At 70.0% G+C, this 20,969-nt stretch carries 13 protein-coding genes; 7 read left to right on the forward strand and 6 right to left on the reverse strand.

Annotated features, from left to right (window positions below):
- The first annotated feature begins 144 nt into the window (after positions 1–144).
- The 3 genes from eccCa to ACGFI6_RS30510 are packed head-to-tail and all read left to right on the forward strand — an operon-like array spanning position 145 to position 6,163.
- Positions 145–4,116 (forward strand): type VII secretion protein EccCa, encoded by a 3,972-nt coding sequence (gene eccCa, locus ACGFI6_RS30500; RefSeq protein WP_393124594.1) that lies wholly within the window; start codon positions 145–147, stop codon positions 4,114–4,116.
- 53 nt (positions 4,117–4,169) lie between these two features.
- On the forward strand, positions 4,170–4,532 hold the full coding sequence (locus tag ACGFI6_RS30505) for a hypothetical protein (protein WP_393124596.1): 363 nt from the start codon (positions 4,170–4,172) through the stop codon (positions 4,530–4,532).
- The gene (locus ACGFI6_RS30510) at positions 4,532–6,163 is read left to right on the forward strand and encodes a hypothetical protein (protein WP_393124598.1); all 1,632 of its coding nucleotides are present in this window, start codon (positions 4,532–4,534) and stop codon (positions 6,161–6,163) included. Before ACGFI6_RS30505 ends, ACGFI6_RS30510 begins: the two co-directional genes overlap by 1 nt.
- A 186-nt stretch (positions 6,164–6,349) precedes the next feature.
- Here ACGFI6_RS30510 and eccB read toward each other — a convergent pair whose 3' ends face one another.
- Both eccB and eccD read right to left on the reverse strand, forming a co-directional pair.
- Positions 6,350–7,774, reverse strand: a complete 1,425-nt coding sequence (gene eccB / locus ACGFI6_RS30515; RefSeq protein ID WP_393124600.1) for a type VII secretion protein EccB — start codon at positions 7,772–7,774, stop codon at positions 6,350–6,352.
- Between the two features lies 1 nt (position 7,775).
- A complete protein-coding gene (eccD, locus tag ACGFI6_RS30520) occupies positions 7,776–9,158 on the reverse strand; it encodes a type VII secretion integral membrane protein EccD (protein WP_393124602.1) in 1,383 nt (460 codons plus the stop codon).
- Between the two features lie 147 nt (positions 9,159–9,305).
- Here eccD and ACGFI6_RS30525 point away from each other — a divergent pair, with 147 nt between their 5' ends.
- The 4 genes from ACGFI6_RS30525 to ACGFI6_RS30540 are packed head-to-tail and all read left to right on the forward strand — an operon-like array spanning position 9,306 to position 14,253.
- The gene (locus tag ACGFI6_RS30525; RefSeq protein ID WP_393124604.1) at positions 9,306–9,923 is read left to right on the forward strand and encodes a hypothetical protein; all 618 of its coding nucleotides are present in this window, start codon (positions 9,306–9,308) and stop codon (positions 9,921–9,923) included.
- Entirely contained in the window at positions 9,920–10,504 is a 585-nt protein-coding gene (locus ACGFI6_RS30530; RefSeq protein ID WP_393124606.1) for a hypothetical protein, read from the forward strand. The genes ACGFI6_RS30525 and ACGFI6_RS30530 overlap by 4 nt, the downstream gene beginning before the upstream one ends.
- A gap of 13 nt (positions 10,505–10,517) precedes the next feature.
- Positions 10,518–11,867 carry a serine/threonine protein kinase gene (locus ACGFI6_RS30535; protein WP_393124608.1) on the forward strand — a complete coding sequence of 450 codons (1,350 nt, stop codon included), beginning with the start codon at positions 10,518–10,520 and terminating at the stop codon, positions 11,865–11,867.
- Between the two features lie 55 nt (positions 11,868–11,922).
- Positions 11,923–14,253 (forward strand): fibronectin type III domain-containing protein, encoded by a 2,331-nt coding sequence (locus ACGFI6_RS30540; RefSeq protein ID WP_393124610.1) that lies wholly within the window; start codon positions 11,923–11,925, stop codon positions 14,251–14,253.
- Between the two features lie 488 nt (positions 14,254–14,741).
- Here ACGFI6_RS30540 and ACGFI6_RS30545 read toward each other — a convergent pair whose 3' ends face one another.
- From ACGFI6_RS30545 to ACGFI6_RS30560, 4 genes are all read right to left on the reverse strand, one after another.
- Positions 14,742–15,554: an SAM-dependent methyltransferase gene (locus tag ACGFI6_RS30545; protein ID WP_393124611.1), complete on the reverse strand. Its 813-nt coding sequence runs from the start codon at positions 15,552–15,554 to the stop codon at positions 14,742–14,744.
- Between the two features lie 98 nt (positions 15,555–15,652).
- Complete coding sequence (locus ACGFI6_RS30550) at positions 15,653–17,770, reverse strand: DUF3488 and DUF4129 domain-containing transglutaminase family protein (protein ID WP_393124613.1); 2,118 nt, start codon at positions 17,768–17,770, stop codon at positions 15,653–15,655.
- Positions 17,767–18,903 carry a DUF58 domain-containing protein gene (locus ACGFI6_RS30555; protein WP_393124615.1) on the reverse strand — a complete coding sequence of 379 codons (1,137 nt, stop codon included), beginning with the start codon at positions 18,901–18,903 and terminating at the stop codon, positions 17,767–17,769. The genes ACGFI6_RS30550 and ACGFI6_RS30555 overlap by 4 nt, the downstream gene beginning before the upstream one ends.
- Entirely contained in the window at positions 18,900–20,969 is a 2,070-nt protein-coding gene (locus ACGFI6_RS30560) for a fibronectin type III domain-containing protein (RefSeq protein WP_393124616.1), read from the reverse strand. The genes ACGFI6_RS30555 and ACGFI6_RS30560 overlap by 4 nt, the downstream gene beginning before the upstream one ends.

A 20,969-nucleotide genomic window follows, 5' to 3' on the forward strand; every position in this document is an offset into this window, starting at 1 on the left:
GAGTCGGATGTGACCGGCTTCGACGGTACGAACCGGGCGACCTCGGCAGCCGCCGGCGGCACGTTCCTGCCAGTACGCCGCGGACGCCCGGAACGGCCGTGATGATCGGAGCGCCAGATCCGCGCGACGAGATGAGGTTCGCCCATGGCGACGATGGTGGTCCGGCGGCCGGAACGGCGCCCCGCGCCCGAGCTGCCTGCCGGCGAGTTGTTGCTCTCGGCACCGCCCGGGGTTCCCGAACCGGGCGGCCGGCAGTGGGTACAGGCAATGATGGTCGTCCCCATGGTCGCGATGATGGGCGCGATGATGCTGATGTTCTCCGGCAGCATCGGCGGCAGCATCCGGTACGCCGTGTTCGGCCTGTTCGGGCTCGCGATGATCGGCATGATCGTGGTCGGCCTGCTGTCCCGGTCCGGCGGCGGCAAGGCCGAGATGGGTAATGCCCGTCGTACGTACCTGCGCCAGCTGGCCCAGCAGCGCACCCGGCTCGGCCGCTCGATCGAGCAGCAGCGAACCACCTTGTCGTACGTACACCCGACGCCGGACAGCCTGTGGGTGCTCGCGGGCAGCTACCGCCTGTGGGAGCGCCGCCGCGACGACGGCGACTTCGGGATCGCGCGAATCGGAGCCGGTCCGCAAGGCCCGGCCGTGACCGTCGTACCACCCGACACGCAGCCGCTCGAACGGCTGGAGCCGCTGTCCGCGCTGGCGTTGCGCCGCTTCGTGTCGACGTACGCCTCCGTGCCCGGTCTGCCGATCGCGATGGCGGTGACCGGCTTCGCGCGGATCCATCTCCCCGGGGACCGAGCCCGTTCTGCGGCACTCGTGCGAGCACTGCTAGCTCAACTAGCAACGCTCCAGGCCCCCGATAACCTGCGGATCGCGATCTGTGCAGGCGATGACGTACGCGAGGACTGGGACTGGGCCAAGTGGTTGCCGCACGCCCTGCACCCGGAGCGCTCGGACGCCCTGGGTCCGCTGCGCTTGCTCGCCGGCTCCATCACCGCGATCGAGGCGATGCTCGACGACGTACTGGCGAACCGGCCCAGGTACGACCCGCACTCGGACACCCGGCTGCCCGGCCCGCACCTGGTGGTGGTCGTCGACGGCGGCATCGTGGACGGCTCGGACCACCTGCTGGCCGGTCCGGGACTCGAGGGAGTCACGGTCATCGAGCTCGGCGCGCAGCCGCCACGAACGATCGACAGCGGTGCGATCATCCTCGATGTCGATGCCGACGGCACCCTGGTCAGCGAGACGATGGACGGCGAGACCAGGCTCGGTGTGGCCGACGAGCTCGACCTGGTCAGCGCGGAGGGCCTGGCGCGGCAGCTGGCACCGCTACGGCTGACCGCGGGGTCGGTCGGCGAGCAGTCGCTGACCGCCGACCTCGGGCTCGCGGAGCTGCTCGACCTCGGCGATCCGTACGACTTCGATCCGAACGAGACCTGGGTCCAGCGCCCGAACCGCGACCGGCTGCGAGTGAAGTTCGGGATCCGCCCGGACGGCCAGCCGATCGAGCTGGACCTGAAGGAGTCCGCCCAGGAGGGGATGGGCCCGCACGGCCTGCTGATCGGCGCGACCGGTTCCGGCAAGAGCGAGCTGCTCCGTACGTTGGTCCTCGCGCTGGCCATCACCCACCCGCCGCGTTCGCTGAACTTCGCGCTGATCGACTTCAAGGGTGGCGCGACCTTCACCCGCCTGGACAAGCTGCCGCACACCAGCGCCGTGATCACCAACCTGGCCGAGGAACTCCATCTGGTCGACCGGATGACCGACGCGATCAACGGTGAGCTGATCCGGCGGCAGGAGCTGTTGCGTGCCGCCGGCAACTTTTCCTCGCTGCGCGACTACGAGAAGGCGCGGGCGGCGGGCGCTCCGTTGCCCGAGGTACCGACGCTGCTCGTGATCTGCGACGAGTTCAGCGAACTACTCACGCTGCGGCCGGACTTCATCGAGATCTTCGTCCAGATCGGTCGGGTCGGCCGCTCGCTCGGCGTTCATCTGCTGCTCGCCAGCCAGCGGCTGGACGAGGGGCGGCTGCGCGGCCTGGAGGCGCACCTATCGTACCGGGTCGGCCTGCGGACGTTCTCCGACATGGACAGCCGTACGGTCCTGGGCGTCGGCGACGCCTTCAAGTTGCCGAGGGCACCTGGTCACGGTTACCTGCGGATCGGAACCGAGGAACTGGATCGTTTCCGGGCCGCCTACGTCTCCGGCGTCCACCGTCGTCCGGTCGCGGGAGCGTTGCCGGTCGCCGCCGACAATTCGCTGATCCTGCACGACTACACCAGTGCGTACGTCGCTCCGGAGGTCGAGGACGAGGACGGGCCGGACGAACAGCCGGCGAGCGACGACGCCTTCGACGACGCGATCGGCGAGTCGCTGATGGATATCCTGGTCGACCGACTGGCCGGCCAGGGCACAACGGCTCACCAGATCTGGTTGCCACCGCTCGACGAGTCCCCCGGCCTGGACGAGTTGCTCGGTACGCCGGTGGTCACCGACCGTGGTCTGGTTGCGGGAACACCCGATCTCAACGGCAGCCTGCGGACGATCGCCGGCATCGTCGACCGACCGCTCGAACAGCGCCGCGACCCGCTCCTCGTCGACCTGTCCGCAAGCGGCGGTCATGTCGCTGTCGTCGGCGGCCCGCACAGCGGCAAGAGCACCGCGCTCGCGTCCATCATCACCAGCCTCGCCCTCACCCACACGCCGCAGGAGGTGCAGTTCTACTGCCTGGACTTCGGCGGCGGCGTGCTCGGCGGCCTCCGCGATCTCCCGCACGTCGGTGGCGTGGCGGGGCGCCAGGACGTCAACGCCGTCCGGCGCACGATCGCCGAGGTGATCGGCATCATCGCCGCCCGGGAGCGCGAGTTCGCCGCGGCCGGGATCGATGGCATGCCGGCGTACCGCCAGTTGCGGCGCAACGGTGCGTACGCCGATTCGCCGTACGGTGATGTGTTCTTGGTGGTCGACGGCTGGCTGACGATCCGCAACGACTTCGACGACCTCGAGACCGTACTGGCCGACATCGCCACCCGCGGCCTCGCGTACGGGGTCCACCTGATGATCGGCGCGGCCCGCTGGTTCGATCTGCGCACGAACGTCCGCGACCTGTGCGGCACCCGGCTCGAGCTGCGCCTCGGCGACCCGGTCGACTCGATGATCGACCGGCGCACCGCCACGCTGGTCCCGGCGAACACGCCCGGTCGTGGCGTCACCGCCGACAAGCACCACTTCCTGCTGGGGATGCCGCGGCTCGCCCAGCAGGAAATGGCCGACGGCGATCGATCAGCCGGTACGGCGGCCCTCGTCGAGCGGATCCGTTCGGCGTGGAGCGGACCGACGGCGCCCGCGGTACGGCTGCTGCCGACGCACCTCCCGTTCGAGGAACTCGACGGCGTCAGCGACGCCGACCGGGGTCTCGCGATCGGCCTGAACGAGAGCGACCTGTCGCCGGTACGGCTCGATCTCGAGGCGAACCCGTGCTTCATCACGCTCGGCGACTCGGGCTCGGGGAAGAGCAGCTTCCTGCGCAGCGTGGCCCGCCGGGTGCAGGACGTCTACACGCCGGACGAGGCGCGGCTGCTGGTCATCGACCATCGGCGCAGCCTGCTCGGCGGCGTCGAGGGCGATCACCTGCTCGGCTACGGGACCAACCACCAGAGCAGTGCACAGCTGATCGCCGGGGCATGCTCGGCGCTGGAGGCGCGGCTGCCCGGGCCGGACGTGACGCCCGAGCAGTTGCGTGACCGGTCCTGGTGGCGCGGCCCCGACCTATACGTCCTGATCGACGACTATGACCTGGTCGCGGCGACGGAGAACCATCCGCTGATGCCGTTGATGGAGTACATCCCGCAGGCCTCGGACATCGGGTTGCGGGTGATCGTGGCCCGGCGGATCGGCGGCGCCGCCCGCGGCTTCTTCGAGCCCGTACTCGCACGGCTCCGCGACGTCGGATCGCCGGGTCTGATGATGTCCGGCGGCCGCGAGGAAGGTCCCCTGCTCGGTGGCGTACGCCCGCAGCCGCTGCCACCCGGCCGCGGCTGGCTGGTCGCCCGCCAGGGCAGCGCCGAGCTGATCCAGCTCACCCAACCTCCGGCGGCCGACTGAGCCGCCGGACAACCCGTACAGACCGGATCACCCGTACAGAAAGGACTTTCGGCATGTCCCCTCCCTCCCCGTCCGGTGAAGCGCCGAACATCGGCGTCGTCGCACCGGAGATCTTCGACACGTTCGCCTCCAGCATGGAGAACAACAGCACCGCGTTCCGCGAGAAGACCGCGGCGGCGCGATCGGCCGAACCGGGTACGCCCGGGCCGATGTCCGGCAGTCAGGCGTTGATGCCGCAGCTGGACCAAGCTACTGCTTTGCGGACCCAGTACATCGACGCGACCGCGGGCGGCGTACAGGTCTATCAGGCCGCGATGACCGAGGTGGGCGCCGAGCACAAGAAGCTGCACTCCGCGATGGCAGGCCTGACGCGCGGCCTCCTCACGGTCCACTCGTCGAAGGACGGAGGGCACTGATGGCCGGCACACCAGCAGGAGAACCGGCAACGACGATCCAGGCGGTGATGGCGGCGACGAAGTTCGCCGACCTGCTCGCCGCCACCAACGGCCTGAAGAACCTGGCGCAGGAAGAGGTCAACACCACGGGCGCCACGCTGCAACGCGAGGGGCCGTTGTGGACGCAGACCGGTTCGGCGATCGGCACCCTCGCGAACTCGTTCCACCGGGCGGTCGGGGATCTGATGCCCGGCTGGACCAGCAAGCGGGAGGCGCCGATCTTCGAGAGCTCGAGCAGCGCCACCCAGAACGCACTGGTCAGTTCAGCGGCTTCGATCGACGGCACTGCGGCGGGTGGTCCGTCCGCGGCCGGTGGCACGATCGAGCAGGTGTGTGCCGATACTTGTACTTTCATGGCCGCCAATCTCCAGCTCGCGACGGACGCGGTCGCGAAGGTCGAGCAGGCGCAGGCGGCATTTGCGGAGAAGAGCAGCACCAGCCAAGGCGTCATCGGGACCGAGAAGGCGTCGGCACAGAGCGCGGCCGACCCCGCTGCGGAAGAGGCGGCGGCGGTGAGGTTGGCGGTGGAGCTCGTCATGCCGGCCGCCCGTGCGTTGAACGCGCAGAACGCGGCGTATGCGTCGGTCGGGCAGCAGATCCTGGCTGCAGCCCAGGGGCTGACGTGGGTCGGGCCGAACGGGAAGCTCGACGCTCCTGGGGGCTCGCCGGGTGGACCAAGCTCGGGTCAGCAGGCCGCCGGCGGAGAGCAGACCGGTGGTGAGCAAGCCGGTGGCGAACAGGCAGGTGGAGAGCAGGCCGGCGGTGAGCAAGCCGGTGGCGAACAGGCAGGTGGAGAGCAAGCGGGCGGTGAACAGGCCGGCGGGGATCCGAGTGGTCAGGTGCCGGGTGATGATCCGTCCGGTGGGCTGCCCAACAGTGAGTTCCCTGGGCAGGTGCCGGGTGGCGGGACGGGACTGGCCGGTGGGCCGGCGTCGACGATGCCGACCTTACCGCCGCCGACCTTTGGTTCCAACCTTCCGGTTCCACCGGTGACTGGCCCACCGGTGCCGCCTAACCTCGCGCCGGTCGCCGGGATCGGTGGGATCGGAGGTGGCGGCATTGGTGGCATCGGCGGTGGCGGGATTGGTGGCGTCGGAAACATCGGAGGTGTTGGGAAGGCCGACCTCGGCAAACCGTCCGGTGCTCTGATCCGGGGCGACCAGCAGATCGCGCAGGTCGCGAAGATGCAGCCTCCCGGAACACCCGGCAACGGACAGGCACCAGCACAGGCCGGGCCCGGGACCGGTGCAGGCGGTACGACCGGCGTCGGAGGTGCGGGCGGTGGTGGGATGCCGCCGATGATGCCGCCGATGGCCGGGGCCGCCGGCGCGGCAGGTGCAGGTGGTGGCAAGCCGGCGAGCGGGGCGATCCGGCCGGGCGGACGGGAACGCAGGCGGAGCGGCCCGACACCCGGCGTACCGGAAGGTCTGCTGGGCAAGTCCGGCAAACCAGGCACTTTCCAAACCAAGCCGGCCCGCCGCGACAAGGAACAGTCCACCACCCTGGAAGTCCTCGACGAGGACCTCTGGACCGTAGAAACCCCCGAAGCAGCACCAACTCCCACGCACCAAGTCCGCCGATCGGCGCACTAGCCACCACAGCAACCCAAGCAGACGACCGGGGCCTCGGACACTACGTCCGAGGCCCCGGTCGTCCGCAAGGCGACAGGACGCATGGTTGGGGAGAATTCCTTCCCGAATCGGGGGCAAAATCCTCCCCGGATCGGCCAGGCAGTGGGCGGCGCGGCGGTGGGGATCTGCGTGCTGTCCGGCGGCCGGTTATTGGATGGGGTGGGTGGCGGTCGTTGGGTTCAGGCCGCTGCCTTGGGGGATGCGGGCTATCAGGGTGGCTGGGATGCGGATGGGGGTGATGCCCTGGTAGCCGAGGGTTTCCAGGACTTCGGGCCTTGCCAGGGGGAAGGCCCGGCCGAGGTCGGTGACGATCGAGATGGTGCCTGCGGCGGCTCGATCGGCCGGCATCGCCTCGACGACGGCAGCCGTACCCGGCGGGACCAGGACGCGATCCGCGAGTGCCGTACCCATCGGCCCGCGATGAGGTGTGATCGTCGCCGCGTCCCGGGCCGGCATTCGAGGGTCGACGGTGATGGCCGGCAGCGCGGCACCTGGCGCGAAGGCCGCGCACACCGTCCCCTGACCGTCCCGCGGCGCCACGAACACGGGCCACGTCCGCGGCGCCCGTCCCTGGTCGGTGTCCGTCGTCGGCGGATCGGTCTGGCCGACGGAGAGCAGGGGAAGTTCGATCGCGCGCGGTTCCTTCCCGCCGTACGCGGCCCGCATCGGCGCGAAGGCGCGCTGCACGTCGTACTGCAAGGGGGAGATCGCGATCGGCCGGTCCTTGGCGGCGAGGTAGTACTGCACGCTGCCCGCCGCAGTACGCACCATGAAGAGCTGCCCGATCTTGGTCCCCGGCCGATCGGGCACTGCCCGTGACGGCAGCCCGATCCCGGCCGGCTTGAGCGGTGCGATCTGCTCACCGTCGGGCAGCGCCGCCACGAACGCGGCGCCCACCTGGGCCCATGGCCTGGAGGCGAGCGCCCGGCCGACCGTGACCATGTCGGCGCTCTCGATCTTGTGCCGGTATCCCTTGGAGATCAGGTACCGGTCGCCGGTCTCGATCACCTGCACGAGCATCGCGGTGTCGTTCATCGGCGTTCCACCGTCCGGCTGCTCGCCGACCATCAGGACGGACTCGCTCGTCCGGGCGCCGCTGGCGTCGAGCGCGGGCTGCGAGCAGAGCGTCCAGCCACCGGTGAGGACCCGGTCCTTCGGCGGCAGCGCGTCGGGCGCATCCGCGATCCCGATCAGGGGTCCGCGCGGAACGCCGCGCAACGACTTCGCCGAGACCCGCCGCGTCTCCACATATTTGCCTAAGGCAAGCAAAGCCGAGGTGTAGTTGGTGACCGGATGCAGATGGCCGTCGACGTACACGAACCGGGTGCCGGTCTCCTTCTCGACGATGACCGCGTCGCCGCCGGCCCAGGCCTTGTTGCCGCCGGGCACGACCATCCCGTACACCCAGACGCCGGCCAGCACCACGAACGCGATCACGACACTGCCGACCGCCGCCGCGGTGGGGCGGCGGAACGGCGGCTGTTCCGGGTCCGACTCCCGCGTGACCAGTGCCGAGACCATCCGCTGGACCGAGAACTGGTGCGACTGCAGCTGATCCTTGCGCGTCGCCATGTCAGCCCCCGAACCCGCGGAACACGCCGTACAGGCCGAGGACCGCGCAGGCGACCGGGATCAGCGCGAGCGTGATCAGGACCTCGACGATCTCGGCGTACCGGCCGAGGTACGGGCTGGGCGGCTTCGTGCTGTATCGGAGGCCGAGGAAGACGCCTGCCGCGGCCACCACACCGACGAGCGGTACGACGACCGGCGCGGGGTCGCCGTACTGGTGGCTGAGCGGACCGATCACCAGACCAGCAGCACCGGCCAACCCGGGAAGGAGCAGCATCAGTCGTTGCTTCACGATCGGGTAGAGGCGGGATCGGATCAGCAGGCCCGCGGCCAGCAGTGCGGCCAGGATGGTGGCCGAGCGGTTCTCGGAGCGGAGCAGTGCGACCAGACAGCTCGTCTCGGCAATCAGGAGGCCGCCGAGCATTCCGGTCAGCAGGCCGTCCGCGCGGACCACAGCGCTGTGTACCTGACGTCGTGGCGGCAGCGGATCGTCCCGTACCAGGTCGGCCGTCGTCCGCGGCAGGATCGGCATCGGCAGCCGGCCGATCCGGATCGCCAGCGGGGCCAGCAGCGGCGAGAACGCGAACAGGGCCGAGCCGACGATCGCCGCGACCTCGGGCGCGCCGAGTGCGTCCGACGTACCGACCCAGCCGCCGATCACTCCCAGTACGCCCACGCTGATCGCTCCGGCGAAGAAGGCAGCACCGTCGACCACGCCGACGTAGCACGCGACAGCAGCAACTAGTACCGCGGCCGATGCCGCCAGCAACTGTGGTGCACCGATGGCGGGAGCGGGTGCGATCCCAGCGAGCAGCAAACCTCCCCCTGTTGCTGCGAACGGGAGGCTGAGCCCGCCGACGATCGCGCCTGCTCCGGCATCACCAACCACCCTCGCGAGCACAATCGCCGCAGCAATCAAGAGCGCGGCCAGCAACAGCAACCGGCCGGCCGGCGGTGCCCACGGGGCCCCGCCGCGGAGCACGGTGAGCAGTGCGACGACGACGGCTGCCGCCGCGAGGGTCAGGCCGGATGCTCTGGTGTGCCAGGCGGTCCAGGCCGATCCGAGCCGGCTGGATCCGCGGGCGACCGCGTCGACGAGGTCGTCGTACTCGAGCTCGGGCCAGTCGACCTCGCGGCGGACCAGGTGCAGGATCTCCCCGTCCTTCACGCGATGCGATCCGAGGCTGCGGCCCAGTGCGAGCGGCGATCCGTCCGTACGGCGAAGCATCCAGCCGCCATCGGGGACGCCGGCATCGGCGAGGTGCTCACCCGCCTTCGCGAGCAGGCCGGGCACCAGCTCGGCGACCGACGACTGCTCGGGCAGGGCCAGGTCCATGCGTCGTTGCGGCGCGGCCACGGTGACCCGGACCAGTCCAGTGATGTTCATCGACCGCTTCCTCTCGTCGACCGTCGGCCGGTGGTCCAACGATCGATGCAGTCCGGGCGCGCGGGGCGTTCGCGACAGCTTCCTGCCGCCGCCGGGCCAGGCGTCCGGATCGCGATTGACTGATCGGGACGACACGAAGGAGCTCCAGTGGGGACCGATCAAGAGCTGTTGATTCCGGTGGGACACGACATCGGCGTACTGCACTCCGCGAGCGGCGCGCGGGCGCAGCAGGTCCGGGTGGGTCTCGAGGTGGCCGAGCTGGCCGACCAGGAGTTCGCGCTCTGGCTGCTGGCGCACGGCGTCGACGACCAGGACCGGCCGACGCGCAAGACGGTGGTGCGGCGCGCCGGAAAGCTCGGGCTGCCCGCGGACAAGACCGAACCGGTGATCGAACGGTTCCTGACCGACGGGCTGCTCGCCACGGTCGATCCCGAGCAGGCCGAACAGTTCGCGAAGCAGCATCAGCTGTTTCCCTTGCTGTACGGGCTCGGTGCGGATGCGAACCAGCCGTGGCTGCAGACGATCGGGCTGCTCGACCAGCCGGTTCTCCAGGTCTCGAACGCGGTGTACGACGTGTGGTCGTGGACGCATCTCGCGCCCGAACTCTGGACCGGCTGCCACGACGCCGCGAAGGTCGCCGTCGCGGCCGGTGTGACGACGCCTCAGGAGACCGACCCGCAGCAGGTGCTGGCGGGAGTACTTGGTCAGGTCCACGGTTTGCTCGCGGTACGTGCGGCGTACTTCGATCGACGGAGGATGCGATGACAGGCTCGGTGTTTCCGGTCGGGCACTACAACGGTGCTCGCGATGCGGAGCAGGCCGTACGGGTCGGGTGGAGCCGGCACCGATTGGACGCTGATGCGTTCGCGGTCTGGGTGCTCGCGCACGGCGTACCCGAAGTAGGCAAGGGGAATTGGACCGTCGCGGATGTGGTCGCGCATTGCACCGACACCGGAGTCGATGCCCCGGGCAAGCATCTGGAGAAGCTCGCGGACTCGGGGCTGATCGCGGTCGTCGAGGACGATCCGGCGTCGGCGGCGCAGTTCGCGCACCGGCACCGGATGGACGTGCTGTTCGTCGGGCTCGGCAACGCGCCGGAGCAGCTCGAAGGACACGCGGTCGGGATCCCCGGACTGGGGACGGCCGCGGTCCTCGACCCGGAATGCTACGAGCTGTGGCAGTGGGGTTCGGTAGCGCCGACGTTGTGGCACAGCTGCGAGGTCCGCGCGACGGTGGTCGCGGAGCCGGCCGCCCGGCCGGATCCGGACGCCGCGCTGACCGAGATCCTCGGCGATCTGCGGTTCCTGCTCGCTCACGGCTGCGCGTACTTGGACGTCGTGGGATGACAAAATGACGCTGATGGCCGAGATCTCGCCCGACACCCTGGTGCCGCGCGCCACCGGACCGGTGGCCACGGTGTACCTCGTGGCGCCTCCCGGCGGGCGAACGGCCGCGTTGAAGGTGTACCCGCAGCCGCTCGACCGGCGGACCTACAACGCCGTCGAGGTCGAGCAGGCGAAGCTCGCCGGGCTCCGGTCGGCGCCGTCGATCGTCCGGGTGGAGTCCCTCGACGACCTGCCGGACGGCCGGACCGGGTTGCGGATGGAGTTCTGCCCGCAGTCGCTCACCGACCTGATTGCGAACGGCCCACTGCCGATCGACAACGTCATCGTCCTCGGGCAGATCCTCAGCTCGGTGCTCGCCGAGGCGCACGACGCCGGGCTGGTGCACGGCGGCGTGACACCTGCCAACGTGCTCGAGCGGCCCAGCGGGCAGCCGGCGCTGGCCGACTTCGGGATGGCACTCCGGCTGCGCTTTCCGCGCGACCTGATGGGCGACGCGGCGTACACCGCCCCCGAGGTGCTCCGGGAGGGCGAGCTGTCCGAGGCCGCCGACGTCTACGGGCTGGGCGCTGTCCTGTATCTGGCCCTGACCGGGCTGCCACCGTTCCCGGCGCGGCCGGGTGAGTCGGCGGACGACGTCGTACTGCGCGTGCTCCGGGAACCGCCCGCGGAGGTGACCGGGCGGGACGTACCTCCTGGGCTGTCACGCCTGCTGCTGCGGATGCTTGCGAAGGACCCGGAGCTGCGGCCGGAGGCGGCGGCGGTGGTCGGCGAGTTCGAGGCATTGCTGTCCGGTGCCGGCGCAACCCCCGAGAACGAGACCGACTTCGACGACTTCCGCGATGAACTGGCGGCCGGCCGGAGCGTGCCGCTGGCCGTGGTCGAGGCGCCGAAGAAGAAGGCATCCAAGGTCCGCGTGGACGAGCCGTCTGGTGGCAGGAAGTCCCGCAAGCCGTTGCTGATCGGTGCCGGCGCGGCGATCGCGCTGGTCGCCGTCGTGCCTGTGGTGTTTCACCCGGGCAGCGACGAAACCCAGTCGACCCCAGCGCCGCCGGCGGCAGTGACGGCGCCGAGTGTCACCCCATCGGTCGCCCCGAAGCAGGCCGAGATCAAACTGAATCCGCCCGTCGACAAGGGCACCTCGGTGGTGCTGAGCTGGTCGTCCACGAAGAAGTCACTCACGTACGCGGTGATCGTCGCCGAGCAGGGCGTGGACAAGCCACAGACGTCGTTCCGCGGCGAGCTTACGACGCTGACCGTGCAGGTCAGCGCCGGGTTGAAGTACTGCTTCCTGATCCAGGGCTCGGACGGCGCGACCACGTACCAGAGCGCTCCGGCGCCGATCCGCGGGGCGACCTGCGGCTGATCGGCCTGGACAGGGAGTAGACCGGTTCTGGACCCTTATCGCCTAGTCTTTGCCCGTGAAGCCGATCTCGCTCCGCCCCCGGCGGCTCACCGGGCTGCTCCGTGGGCGCGGCCGTTCCGAGGCCACGCTGGCCGCGGTGGTTGCGGGCTGTGTGGCGCTGATGAGCGTGGTCGTACTGACCGGGGCCGGCTCGCCGAGCAGCGGCGTGAAGTTCACGCAGTCCGGCCACTGGGTCTACAACAGCGTGGTCGGACGGATCTTTCACCTGGACGGTTCGACCGGCGAGGTGGACGCGGACACTGCGGCGGAGGCTCCGGAGCCGGGCGCGCAGGTCGTCCAGACCGACAAGCAGGGGTTCGTACTCAGCCGGTCGCGGATCGACCGGTTCGGCAAGTCCGACCTGACCGTACTCGACCCGGTCGAGCCGCCCGCGGCGAACGAGCAGCCGATCGGGCTCGAGGCGTCCGGCGCGGCGTTCGCCGTGTACCGCCAGGCCGGACGGGTCGTACGGTTCGGCGACAAGGAGACGATCGCGTTCCCGGGCGGGCCGTTGGGCGATCCAGTGGTGACGTCGGACGGGACGCTGTGGGTGCACCGTACGGGCGAGGGCGACCTGTGCCGGCTGCCGCTGTCCGCGGACCGGATGACCTGCCCCGCGACTGCGCCGAAGGGGCACAAGGGCGGTCTGACCGCCGTCGGTACGGGGGCCGTGTTCGTCGACCTGACCGCGGGCGAGGTCTTCACGCTGAACAACGGTGGCATGGACAGCATCGGGAGCGTCGACGTACCGGACAGCTCGCTGGTCGCAGGCAACGACGTCGCCGGCAAACTGGCGATCGTCGACCGGGACCACGACGAACTGCACCTGGTCGACGTGTCGCACCCGGACAAGCCGGAGGCGCCGACCACCACTCCGCTGCCCAAGGGCGACTACGACAAGGTGGCCTCGTCCGGCGACGGGATCGCGCTGCTCGACCGGAAGAACGCCAGCCTGATCACGCTCGATCGGGACGGTCGCCAGATCGGCGAAGCCACCAAGCTGCCGAGCCACCCGACCACCGGGCACGACAAGCCCGAGCCGAATCTGTACCGCGGCGACGACTCCCGGGTGTATGTCGAGAACGGAACCGGCGACCGGGTGGTCGTGGTCGACAAGGACGGCCGGACCGAGGCCGTGGACGTCGGGCAGGACCACGATCGCGGTGGCAAACCCACGACCAAGCCCACGGACAAGCCGACTGTTCCGCCGGTGAAACCGCCGGTGAAACCCCCCGTGACTCCGCCGGTGAACCCACCTGTGACGCCGCCGAAGCCGCCGGTCACCTCGCGGACGACGCCGCCGAGCACGCACCGCCCGGAGACCCCACGCCCGCCGGGGCGGACAACGCCTCCGCGCACCCCGAACCCGGGCAAGACGAACCCGCGCCGTACGACACCTCCCAAGACCACGCCGCCCAAGACCACACCACCGAAGACGATCCCGCCGAAGCCGACTGCGCGCGCGACCCGCCCCGGCGCACCGCTGAACGTGGCGGCCCGGATCATCGACGGCGGCGCAGTGGTCAGCTGGGGTGCCGCGGCCGCGCACGGCGCGACCATCTCGTCGTACAAGGTGACGTGGACCGGCGGCGGGTCGACGACCGTGAGCGGTACGACGCGCTCGCTGCTCGTCCCGAGTCTGAAGACCAAGACCGCGTACTACTTCACGATCAGCGCAGTGAACAGCGTCGGCACCGGCCCGGCGGTGAAGTCGGCCCAGGTCGAGCTGAAGTGGAACCCGGCCGAGTCACCGCGCGAACTGCTTGTGTCGAAGGACGGGACGAGCGGCTCGCTGACGCTCGGCTGGATGGAGCCGACGATGGGCGACGGGACGTTCGTACGGTACGAGGTGTCGATGGGCTCCAAGACCGGTCCGGTCCGGGTGAAGACGACCACCACGTCCGCGCCGATCAGTGGGCTGAAGGACGGGACGATGTACGCGTTCTTCGTCCGCGCGATCACGAGGGCGTCGGACGGGCAGGAGGTGGTCGGCAAGTACAGCAGCCTGTCGGCGACCTCGGTCGGCAAGGACCAGCCGACCAAGCGGGTGGTGGCGTCGCGGGGCGACGGGACGACGTACGGCGACGACTGTCAGCACCCTGAATGCGCCTACCTCCAGGTCCGGATCGAGAACCTGGCGCCGAACGCGACGTACAGCATCAAGCCGTACACGTCCGAGTGGGGCAACTTCAACCCCGGCTACAGCGCCAAGACCAGCAGCAAGGGTCAGCTCCTGGTCCCGGACCAGTTCCCCTGCAGCGCCGTCGGCCAACTCACCTGGGTCACCGTCCAAGGCCCCGGAGGCACCTACACCTCCAACAAGTTCTTCTGGAAGGCCGACGGCTAACACCTGACGCCCTCCCCCACCCCACACGCCCACACCCAGCCGCGCCAACCACCCCGCACCACCCGCCCCGCACTGGACCCCACCACCCGCCCCGCACCGCACCGCACCACTCGGCCCGCCCCGCCTGCCCAATTTGCTGGGTAGGCCAGCGAATTTCGTGGGTCTGCCAGTGAAATCAGGGGTTCCACACCGTTCACAACGGTCCGGAACCCCACATTTGCCTGGCCTACCCATCAAATGCACGTAGCCGACACGCGCCGGCCAGCAGCTGGCAGGCTGGTCAAGGGGCGGTCGGCGGGCGGGCCTGCGGGCGGCGAGTCTCGCTCGGGATGGTGGGTGGGGACAGGAAATGGTGGGTGGGGACAGGGGATACAGGGTTCCCGCCCACCATTTGCTGTCTCTGCCCACCGGTTCCTGTTCAAGCGTTCGGGGCGGTGGCCGCGTCGCTCCCCGGGGTAGTGGCCGCGGGGTGGTGGGGTGTGGTGGGGTTAGTTTTTGACGGCTAGGACTGCGGCGATCAGGCGTTGGTAGTCCGTGAGGTCGTCGGGTTCTTCGGGGTTGCGCCATTCGACGGCGGGGACGATGCCTGGGTCGAGGACGGTGAAGCCGTCGCCGAACAGGGCGAGAATCTGATCGTCGGTACGCCAGCGGCCGCGGCCTAGGGAGCCCTGCAGGACCTGCTCGAGCTCCTGGCTGCGGGGATCGTTCTCGCTGCGGAAGTGGCTGACGAAGACGTGGCTGCCGGCAGCGATCCGGTCGTGCCAGAAGCGGACGATGCCGGCCGGGTCCTCGTCGTCGTTCACGTGGTGCAGGGTGGCGCTGAAGATCACGCCGACCGGCTTCTCGAAGTCGATCAGCCGCAGGGTGTCCTCGTTCTCGAAGATGGACTTCGGGTCCCGCAGGTCGGCCTGGATCACCGTGGTGTTGGCGTTCTCGGCGAGCAGCGCGCGGCCGTGGGCGAGCACGATCGGGTCGTTGTCGACGTACACGACCTTGGTCTCCGGCGCGTAGCGCTGCGCGACCTGGTGCACGTTGTCCGCGGTCGGCAGGCCGCTGCCGAGGTCGATGAACTGCCGGATCTGCGTCGACCGGATGATCTCGTTGACCGCGCGGACCAGCGCGCCGCGGTTGTCGTACGCGATCACGCGGGAGCCGGGCAGCTCATTGATGAACCGGTCGCCGAACGCGCGGTCGACGGCGAAGTTGTCCTTGCCACCGAGCAGGTAGTCGTAGGTCCGGGCGATGCTCGGCTTGGTCGTGTCGAAGCCGGGGAACGGCTTCTTCGGATCTTCAGCAGCCATCGCACGGAGTCCTTCCTTGTCGTGACAGCTGTCACTCTATGCGACCCGGAAACTACCTCGCTCCCGCCCCCGGCCAGTCGCCCTAACCGTCCGGTCGGTCAACGGGTGAACAGCGTCCGCAGCTCCAGCGACGCCTGGAACCGGTCCACCCACGGCCGCCCGCGCAACGCCTTCCGCAGCTCCCGCACCCCGGTCCACGCGTGATCCTTGACCTCCGGCGTGGTCGGCCCACCCGACCACAACGCGTGATCGACGGCGTCCGCCACCCGCGACAGTCCGTCCGATGTTTCCGGAATCTCCTGCGCCGCAGCAGCGAGGTCCCGCACCGTCATCCCGGCAGTCACCGGTACGCCGTACGCGCGCAGCCTGTCCCGCGCCTCGGCCCACGCCCCGACCACTCCCGCGCTCCCGGCGCGCCGCCGACGCCGCACCGACCGGACGAGCTTCAGCAGCGGTACGCCGACGAGCCACAGCAGCAGCAACCCGACCGCGACCGCGAACACCGTCGTCAGCGGGATCCGTGGCAGCACGATCCCGTGGTCGCCGTTCCCGCGGTCCCGCGACGGTGGCACCTCCGGGTCCTTGATCTCGTTCACCGGCGGTACGGCGGCCCGTGCCTGGCTCGTGATGTCGTCGATCGAACCGGCGACCGTGCTCTTCCCGGTGGCGGCGTCCTCCGCGGGGTCGAGCGGCCACCAGCCGACACCGTCGACCGCGACCTCAGGCCACGCGAACGCATCCGAGTTGTGCACCACGTAGTACCCGTCGGCATCCGGCTTGGCCGGCGCGCGGAACCCGACCACCAGCCGCGCCGGGATCCCGTTCAGCCGGGCGAGGACGACGTACGCGGCTGCGAACTGCGCGCTCGTGCCCGGGCGCTTGGCGACCGCCTGTGCGCCGCCGGACGGCTCGTCGAGCAGGAACTTCTTCAGCTGCGGCCACCCGTACCCGGTCGGCAGGTCGTCGCCGACCGCCAGGGTGTAGTGCTGGCGCAGGTACTTCTCCAGGGCGATCGCCGTCGAGAACGTCGCGCGCTTCCCCTTCAGTGGATCCATCGACGCGATCTCCGGCGGTACCGGACCGAGATCGTTCAGACCGCCCGGCGCAAGCCCGTCGATGCCGGCGTTCAGCAGGTACTGCGCGTCGATGTCCGGCTTCCGCCAGGTCAGCCGGTAGTCGCCGGGCCGGCCGGCCGCCATCAGCGTCCCGCCGATCGGCTCCACCTGCGGCTCGGTCACCCCGCTGACCGTTGCCGGCAGCAACTGGCTGGGCAGCCACGGGCCGTCCAGGTCCTGCAGTTCGACGTCCGCCGACTCCAGCGTCGTCGGCACCTGGACGCCGGAGTTCAGCTCGGCGCCCATCCGCAGGAACGGGTGATCGGTCGTCCAGTTCGCGCCGTCGAAGTCGTCGAGCGCGACCTGCCGCCACCGATCCACCGGCTGTGACGACCTGTACTTGAACGCCACGTCGTCGCGCTCGCGGGAATTCAACCGATTGGCCAACTCGTCCAGCGGACTCGTCTGCCGTACGCCGGGAGCCGTTGCCGACTGCACCTTCTGCAGCGAGTACGGCGTCCGCCCGGCCGGGTCGATCGCACTGACGACCAGCCCGCACACGATCGCGGCGACCGTCACGATCGCGGTCGCCAGCCACGGCGCGATCCGCCGGTACTCGAGCTTGTCGGGAATCAGCAACGCAACCACGATCAGCGCGAGCGCGATCGCGATCAGAACGGCCCTCCAGCCATCGGCCGCGATGTACAACTGGCTGGCCCCGATGACGCCGAGCCCCGGGATCAACGCGACCAGCGGCGGTGCACGGTCGAGCAGCTCGACTGCCAGCAGACAAGCGATCAGCGTCAGCAGCGGGACGAACACCACCAGCTCGGGATCCGGTCGGGCCGGCCAGGTCGACTCCAGCGTCAGCCGCCACCCAGTCATCCCGTGTCCAAGCGCCCGGATCGACGCAGCGGTGGGCAGTCCGGCGACAGTAGTTGCTCGCAGCACCGTTTCGACGGTGGCCAGCAGACCGCCGATGACGATCAGTACCGGGCGCCAGGCGGCCAGCCAGTGCCGGCAGATTTCCGTGACCACAAAGGTGATCAGGCACGCTGCCCCGACGGGCAGCCAGAGGTTCCGCACACCGAACACCGGCCCGAAGCACAGCCCACCGATCAGTACGGCGGCCAGTACCGCGATGGTCTGCCGCCGGCTCACTGAAGAACTCCCGTCCACTGCTGCAACGCCTCCCGAGCCGACCCACCGAGGACCACCTGGGCGCTCAGGATCGGCGCGACGCCCTGCGCCTCACCGAGACCGATGACGGTCACCGACGAGTACCGGTTGAGCAGCGGCGCGAAATCCGCCGCCGAACCGCGTGCACCCGTCACCACGACGATCGCGCCGCCGGCCGAGGCGCCGGTCGTGAGCACCTGCGGCAGCAGACCGCCCTTGTCGTCGCGTTGCTCGACCACGCACAGCTCGTCGAGGAACATCCGGGACGCGACAGCACCCCCGGGCGCGGCGAGGTCGGCCCCAGCGGTCGTCACGAGCCGGCAGCGGTGTCCCGAGGTCGACGCCGCGAACAGGATCGACGCGGCGACCTCGGTCGCTTCCTCGAAGGTTGCTGGCGGCAATGGTTCGCGCCGGGTGTCGAGCAGCACGGTCAGCCGCGGCTGATCCGGGTCGGCGTAGTCGCGGACCATCAGCTGCCCGGTCCGCGCGGTCGCCTTCCAGTGCAGGTGCCGGACCTCGTCACCGACGACGTACGGGCGTACGTCGCGCAGATCCGCGGACCCGCGCAGCGAGTCGTCCGCCGTACGACCGATGTGGTGATGGCGCGGACGGCCGGCCACGACGGTCTTGGTTGGATGCCGCAACGGATGCACCCACAGCGTCGCAACCTCTCCGGTCGCCTTGCTGTTGCGTGCCAGACCGAGTGGGTCGCGACGTTCCAGCGTCAACGGGCCGACCGCGATCTTCCCGCGGCGCGACGTCGGCAGTTCGTACCGGTACGTCGCTTCACTGCCGGGCCCGAGCCGCCGGATCTTCACCTCCTGGCGTTCGTCGCCGGCCGAGTCGTGCGCTGCGAACGCGGCCTGCCAACGGGTGCCCTCGTTCCGCACCCGCAGCGTGGCCAGCGCCGGACGGCCGCGCTCGACGCGGTCGGGCGACAGCACTCGTTGCACCGTGACCTGCGGCCGACGCACCGTCAGCACGGTCGCCGCGATCAGCGCCCCGACCCCGATCCCGGCCAGCGCACGAAAGACCGGGTAGCCCGCGAGCTCGCCCAGTACGTACCAGACGATCGATCCGAGCAGGACCGCCCAACCACGCCCCGTGAGCCTCATCCGGCCGGCCACTTGAACTTGTTGGACGTGTACGGCCCGCCGGGGCCGGTCGCGGTGACGTAGACCGTCTCACCGACCCGGGAGTTGTGGAATTTCTTCTGGTCCAGGTCGCCGTTGCTGTCCGTGCTCAGCGTGTACGCCTCGTGGATCTGCACATTGTCCGAGTACGCGCGGAAGGTGTAGTCGGTGTTCGGCTCGAGATCCCTGCCCCGCAACAGGATGTAGTGGCAGTCGTCCTCGGAACCCTTCGGGCAGTTCGAGTCGGGTCCCTCGTCGGCCTTCGGTCCGTAGCTGATCGAGAACGCACCGGTCCCGGACGGCGCGCCCGCCGTGGCGGTGATCGTTGCCGCCACCCCGATGAGAAGTTCGCCATCGGTTCCGCGCGTCACCGCACGGACCTCGAAGGTGTACGACTTGCCGTTCTTCAATCCGTCCCAGGTGTACTGCGTGCTGCTCGTGGTCTCCGGATCGCCGTCCTGCAGGACGCTGTAGCTCACGAACGTTCCACCGTTCAGGTTCGGGCGGCGCCAGGTGAGCGTCACCTCGTCGTCTCCCGGGGACGCCTTGAGCCCGGGTGGCGCCGCGGCCGGACTGGCCTTCACCGGCGGCTTCGGGGTCGTCGGCTTGGTCGGCGGCGGAGTGGTCTTCGGCGGCTTGGTCGCCGACGGTTTCGACGGCGGCTGCGTGGTCCGGCGCGGCGGCTTCTGCGTTACCGGCGGTTCGGTCCGCGCGGGCGGCTTGGTGGTCCGCCTGCCCTCGTCGGAGCCTTGGGTGCGCTCCGGCGGAGGGGGCTCCTCTGTACGCGGCGGCTTGCTGGTCTCCGAAGTCGACGGCGGAGTGGACGGCGACGTCGAAGGTGGGGTCGAGGGTGGCGTCGAAGGTGGCGTGGAGGGCGGGGTCGACGGAGGTGTCGACGGCTTGGCGGTCCGGGTCTTGGACGGCTTCGCCGGGCCGACCGCCTGTACCTCGGTGACCTCGCCGTCGTCCTCGACGACCATCGAGTGCTCGCCGGCCACGCTGTCGACGTACAGCCGCTTGTCGGCGCCGCGGAACAGTGTCGGCCGGTCCTGCTTGTCCGGCTTCGCCTTGGCCGACGGCGGCGGGATCGCCTGCACCGAACGTTGCTTGCCATCGGCATCCAACGTCACCAGCGTGTCGTTGGTGCTGTCAATCAACGCCAGACCGTGCCCGGTGGAGGCGATCTGTGAGTACTTGCCCGGCCGGAGCTTCCGCGCGACCGGCGCGGCCGCCTGGCGCTCCCCGGTCACCGGCCCCGCGTCCACCAGTTGCAGCTCATTGTTGGCTTGGTCAACGATAGCGATCCGGCCGTTCACGTCGTACGGCGCAATGATCGAGCCCGGCGTCATCGGGACGGCCGGGACCGGGACCGTACGCCCGAAGCCGTCCGCGTCCACGGCCCGTAGCTCGCGTGCGGTGGTGTCGACGAACACGACCTGATCGCTCACCACGGTCAGTGCCCCGGTATGACCGCTGGCCACCTCGGCCGGGCAGGACAACCGGTCCGCTTCGAGCGGCAACCGGCAGAGTTCGCGGCTGTTGAGCCGGTGCACCCACAACGTGCCGTCGGCCGTCACCACCGGCGGCCCGAGTGCGCCGCCTCCCGGCAGCGTGACCGGGTCCTCGCCGAGCCGGGTGATCGCGCCGGCTTCGCGGTAGACGGCGTACGCCGCCCCGGAGGCCTCGAGCGCGGTCGGCTGCTCCTCGGACGGCGCCTTCACCGGATCCTCGACCTTCAGGTCGGACTTGCCGAACTCGGTGATGCTGCCGCGCGCCAGCATGAACCCGTGCTTGTCGGTCTGCACGGTCCGCACGCCCGGGCCGAGGCCGGACACCGACACCTGCCCGTCGACCGCCTTGGTGCCGCCGTCGATGTGGAAGACCGTACCGAGCGTGCTGTTGTAGATCAGATGGCCGGTCTGCAGGAACTTCATCCCGCTGGTGTCCGCGCCCGCACCGGTGACCGCAAGCGTGGTGGCAACCACGCACACTGTCACCACAGCGGCCAACGCCGCCCGGGAACGCCACACTTCCTTGACCGACCGCAT

Origin of the sequence: Kribbella sp. NPDC048928, assembly GCF_043197975.1 — a bacterium.
Taxonomy (GTDB): domain Bacteria; phylum Actinomycetota; class Actinomycetes; order Propionibacteriales; family Kribbellaceae; genus Kribbella.

Coding starts and splice junctions, on each gene's coding strand:
- eccCa (WP_393124594.1), top strand. CDS start 145: ATGGCGACGATGGTGGTCCGGCGGCCGGAACGGCGCCCCGCGCCCGAG.
- ACGFI6_RS30505 (WP_393124596.1), top strand. CDS start 4,170: ATGTCCCCTCCCTCCCCGTCCGGTGAAGCGCCGAACATCGGCGTCGTC.
- ACGFI6_RS30510 (WP_393124598.1), top strand. CDS start 4,532: ATGGCCGGCACACCAGCAGGAGAACCGGCAACGACGATCCAGGCGGTG.
- eccB (WP_393124600.1), bottom strand. CDS start 7,774: ATGGCGACGCGCAAGGATCAGCTGCAGTCGCACCAGTTCTCGGTCCAG.
- eccD (WP_393124602.1), bottom strand. CDS start 9,158: ATGAACATCACTGGACTGGTCCGGGTCACCGTGGCCGCGCCGCAACGA.
- ACGFI6_RS30530 (WP_393124606.1), top strand. CDS start 9,920: ATGACAGGCTCGGTGTTTCCGGTCGGGCACTACAACGGTGCTCGCGAT.
- ACGFI6_RS30535 (WP_393124608.1), top strand. CDS start 10,518: ATGGCCGAGATCTCGCCCGACACCCTGGTGCCGCGCGCCACCGGACCG.
- ACGFI6_RS30545 (WP_393124611.1), bottom strand. CDS start 15,554: ATGGCTGCTGAAGATCCGAAGAAGCCGTTCCCCGGCTTCGACACGACC.
- ACGFI6_RS30555 (WP_393124615.1), bottom strand. CDS start 18,903: ATGAGGCTCACGGGGCGTGGTTGGGCGGTCCTGCTCGGATCGATCGTC.
- ACGFI6_RS30560 (WP_393124616.1), bottom strand. CDS start 20,969: ATGCGGTCGGTCAAGGAAGTGTGGCGTTCCCGGGCGGCGTTGGCCGCT.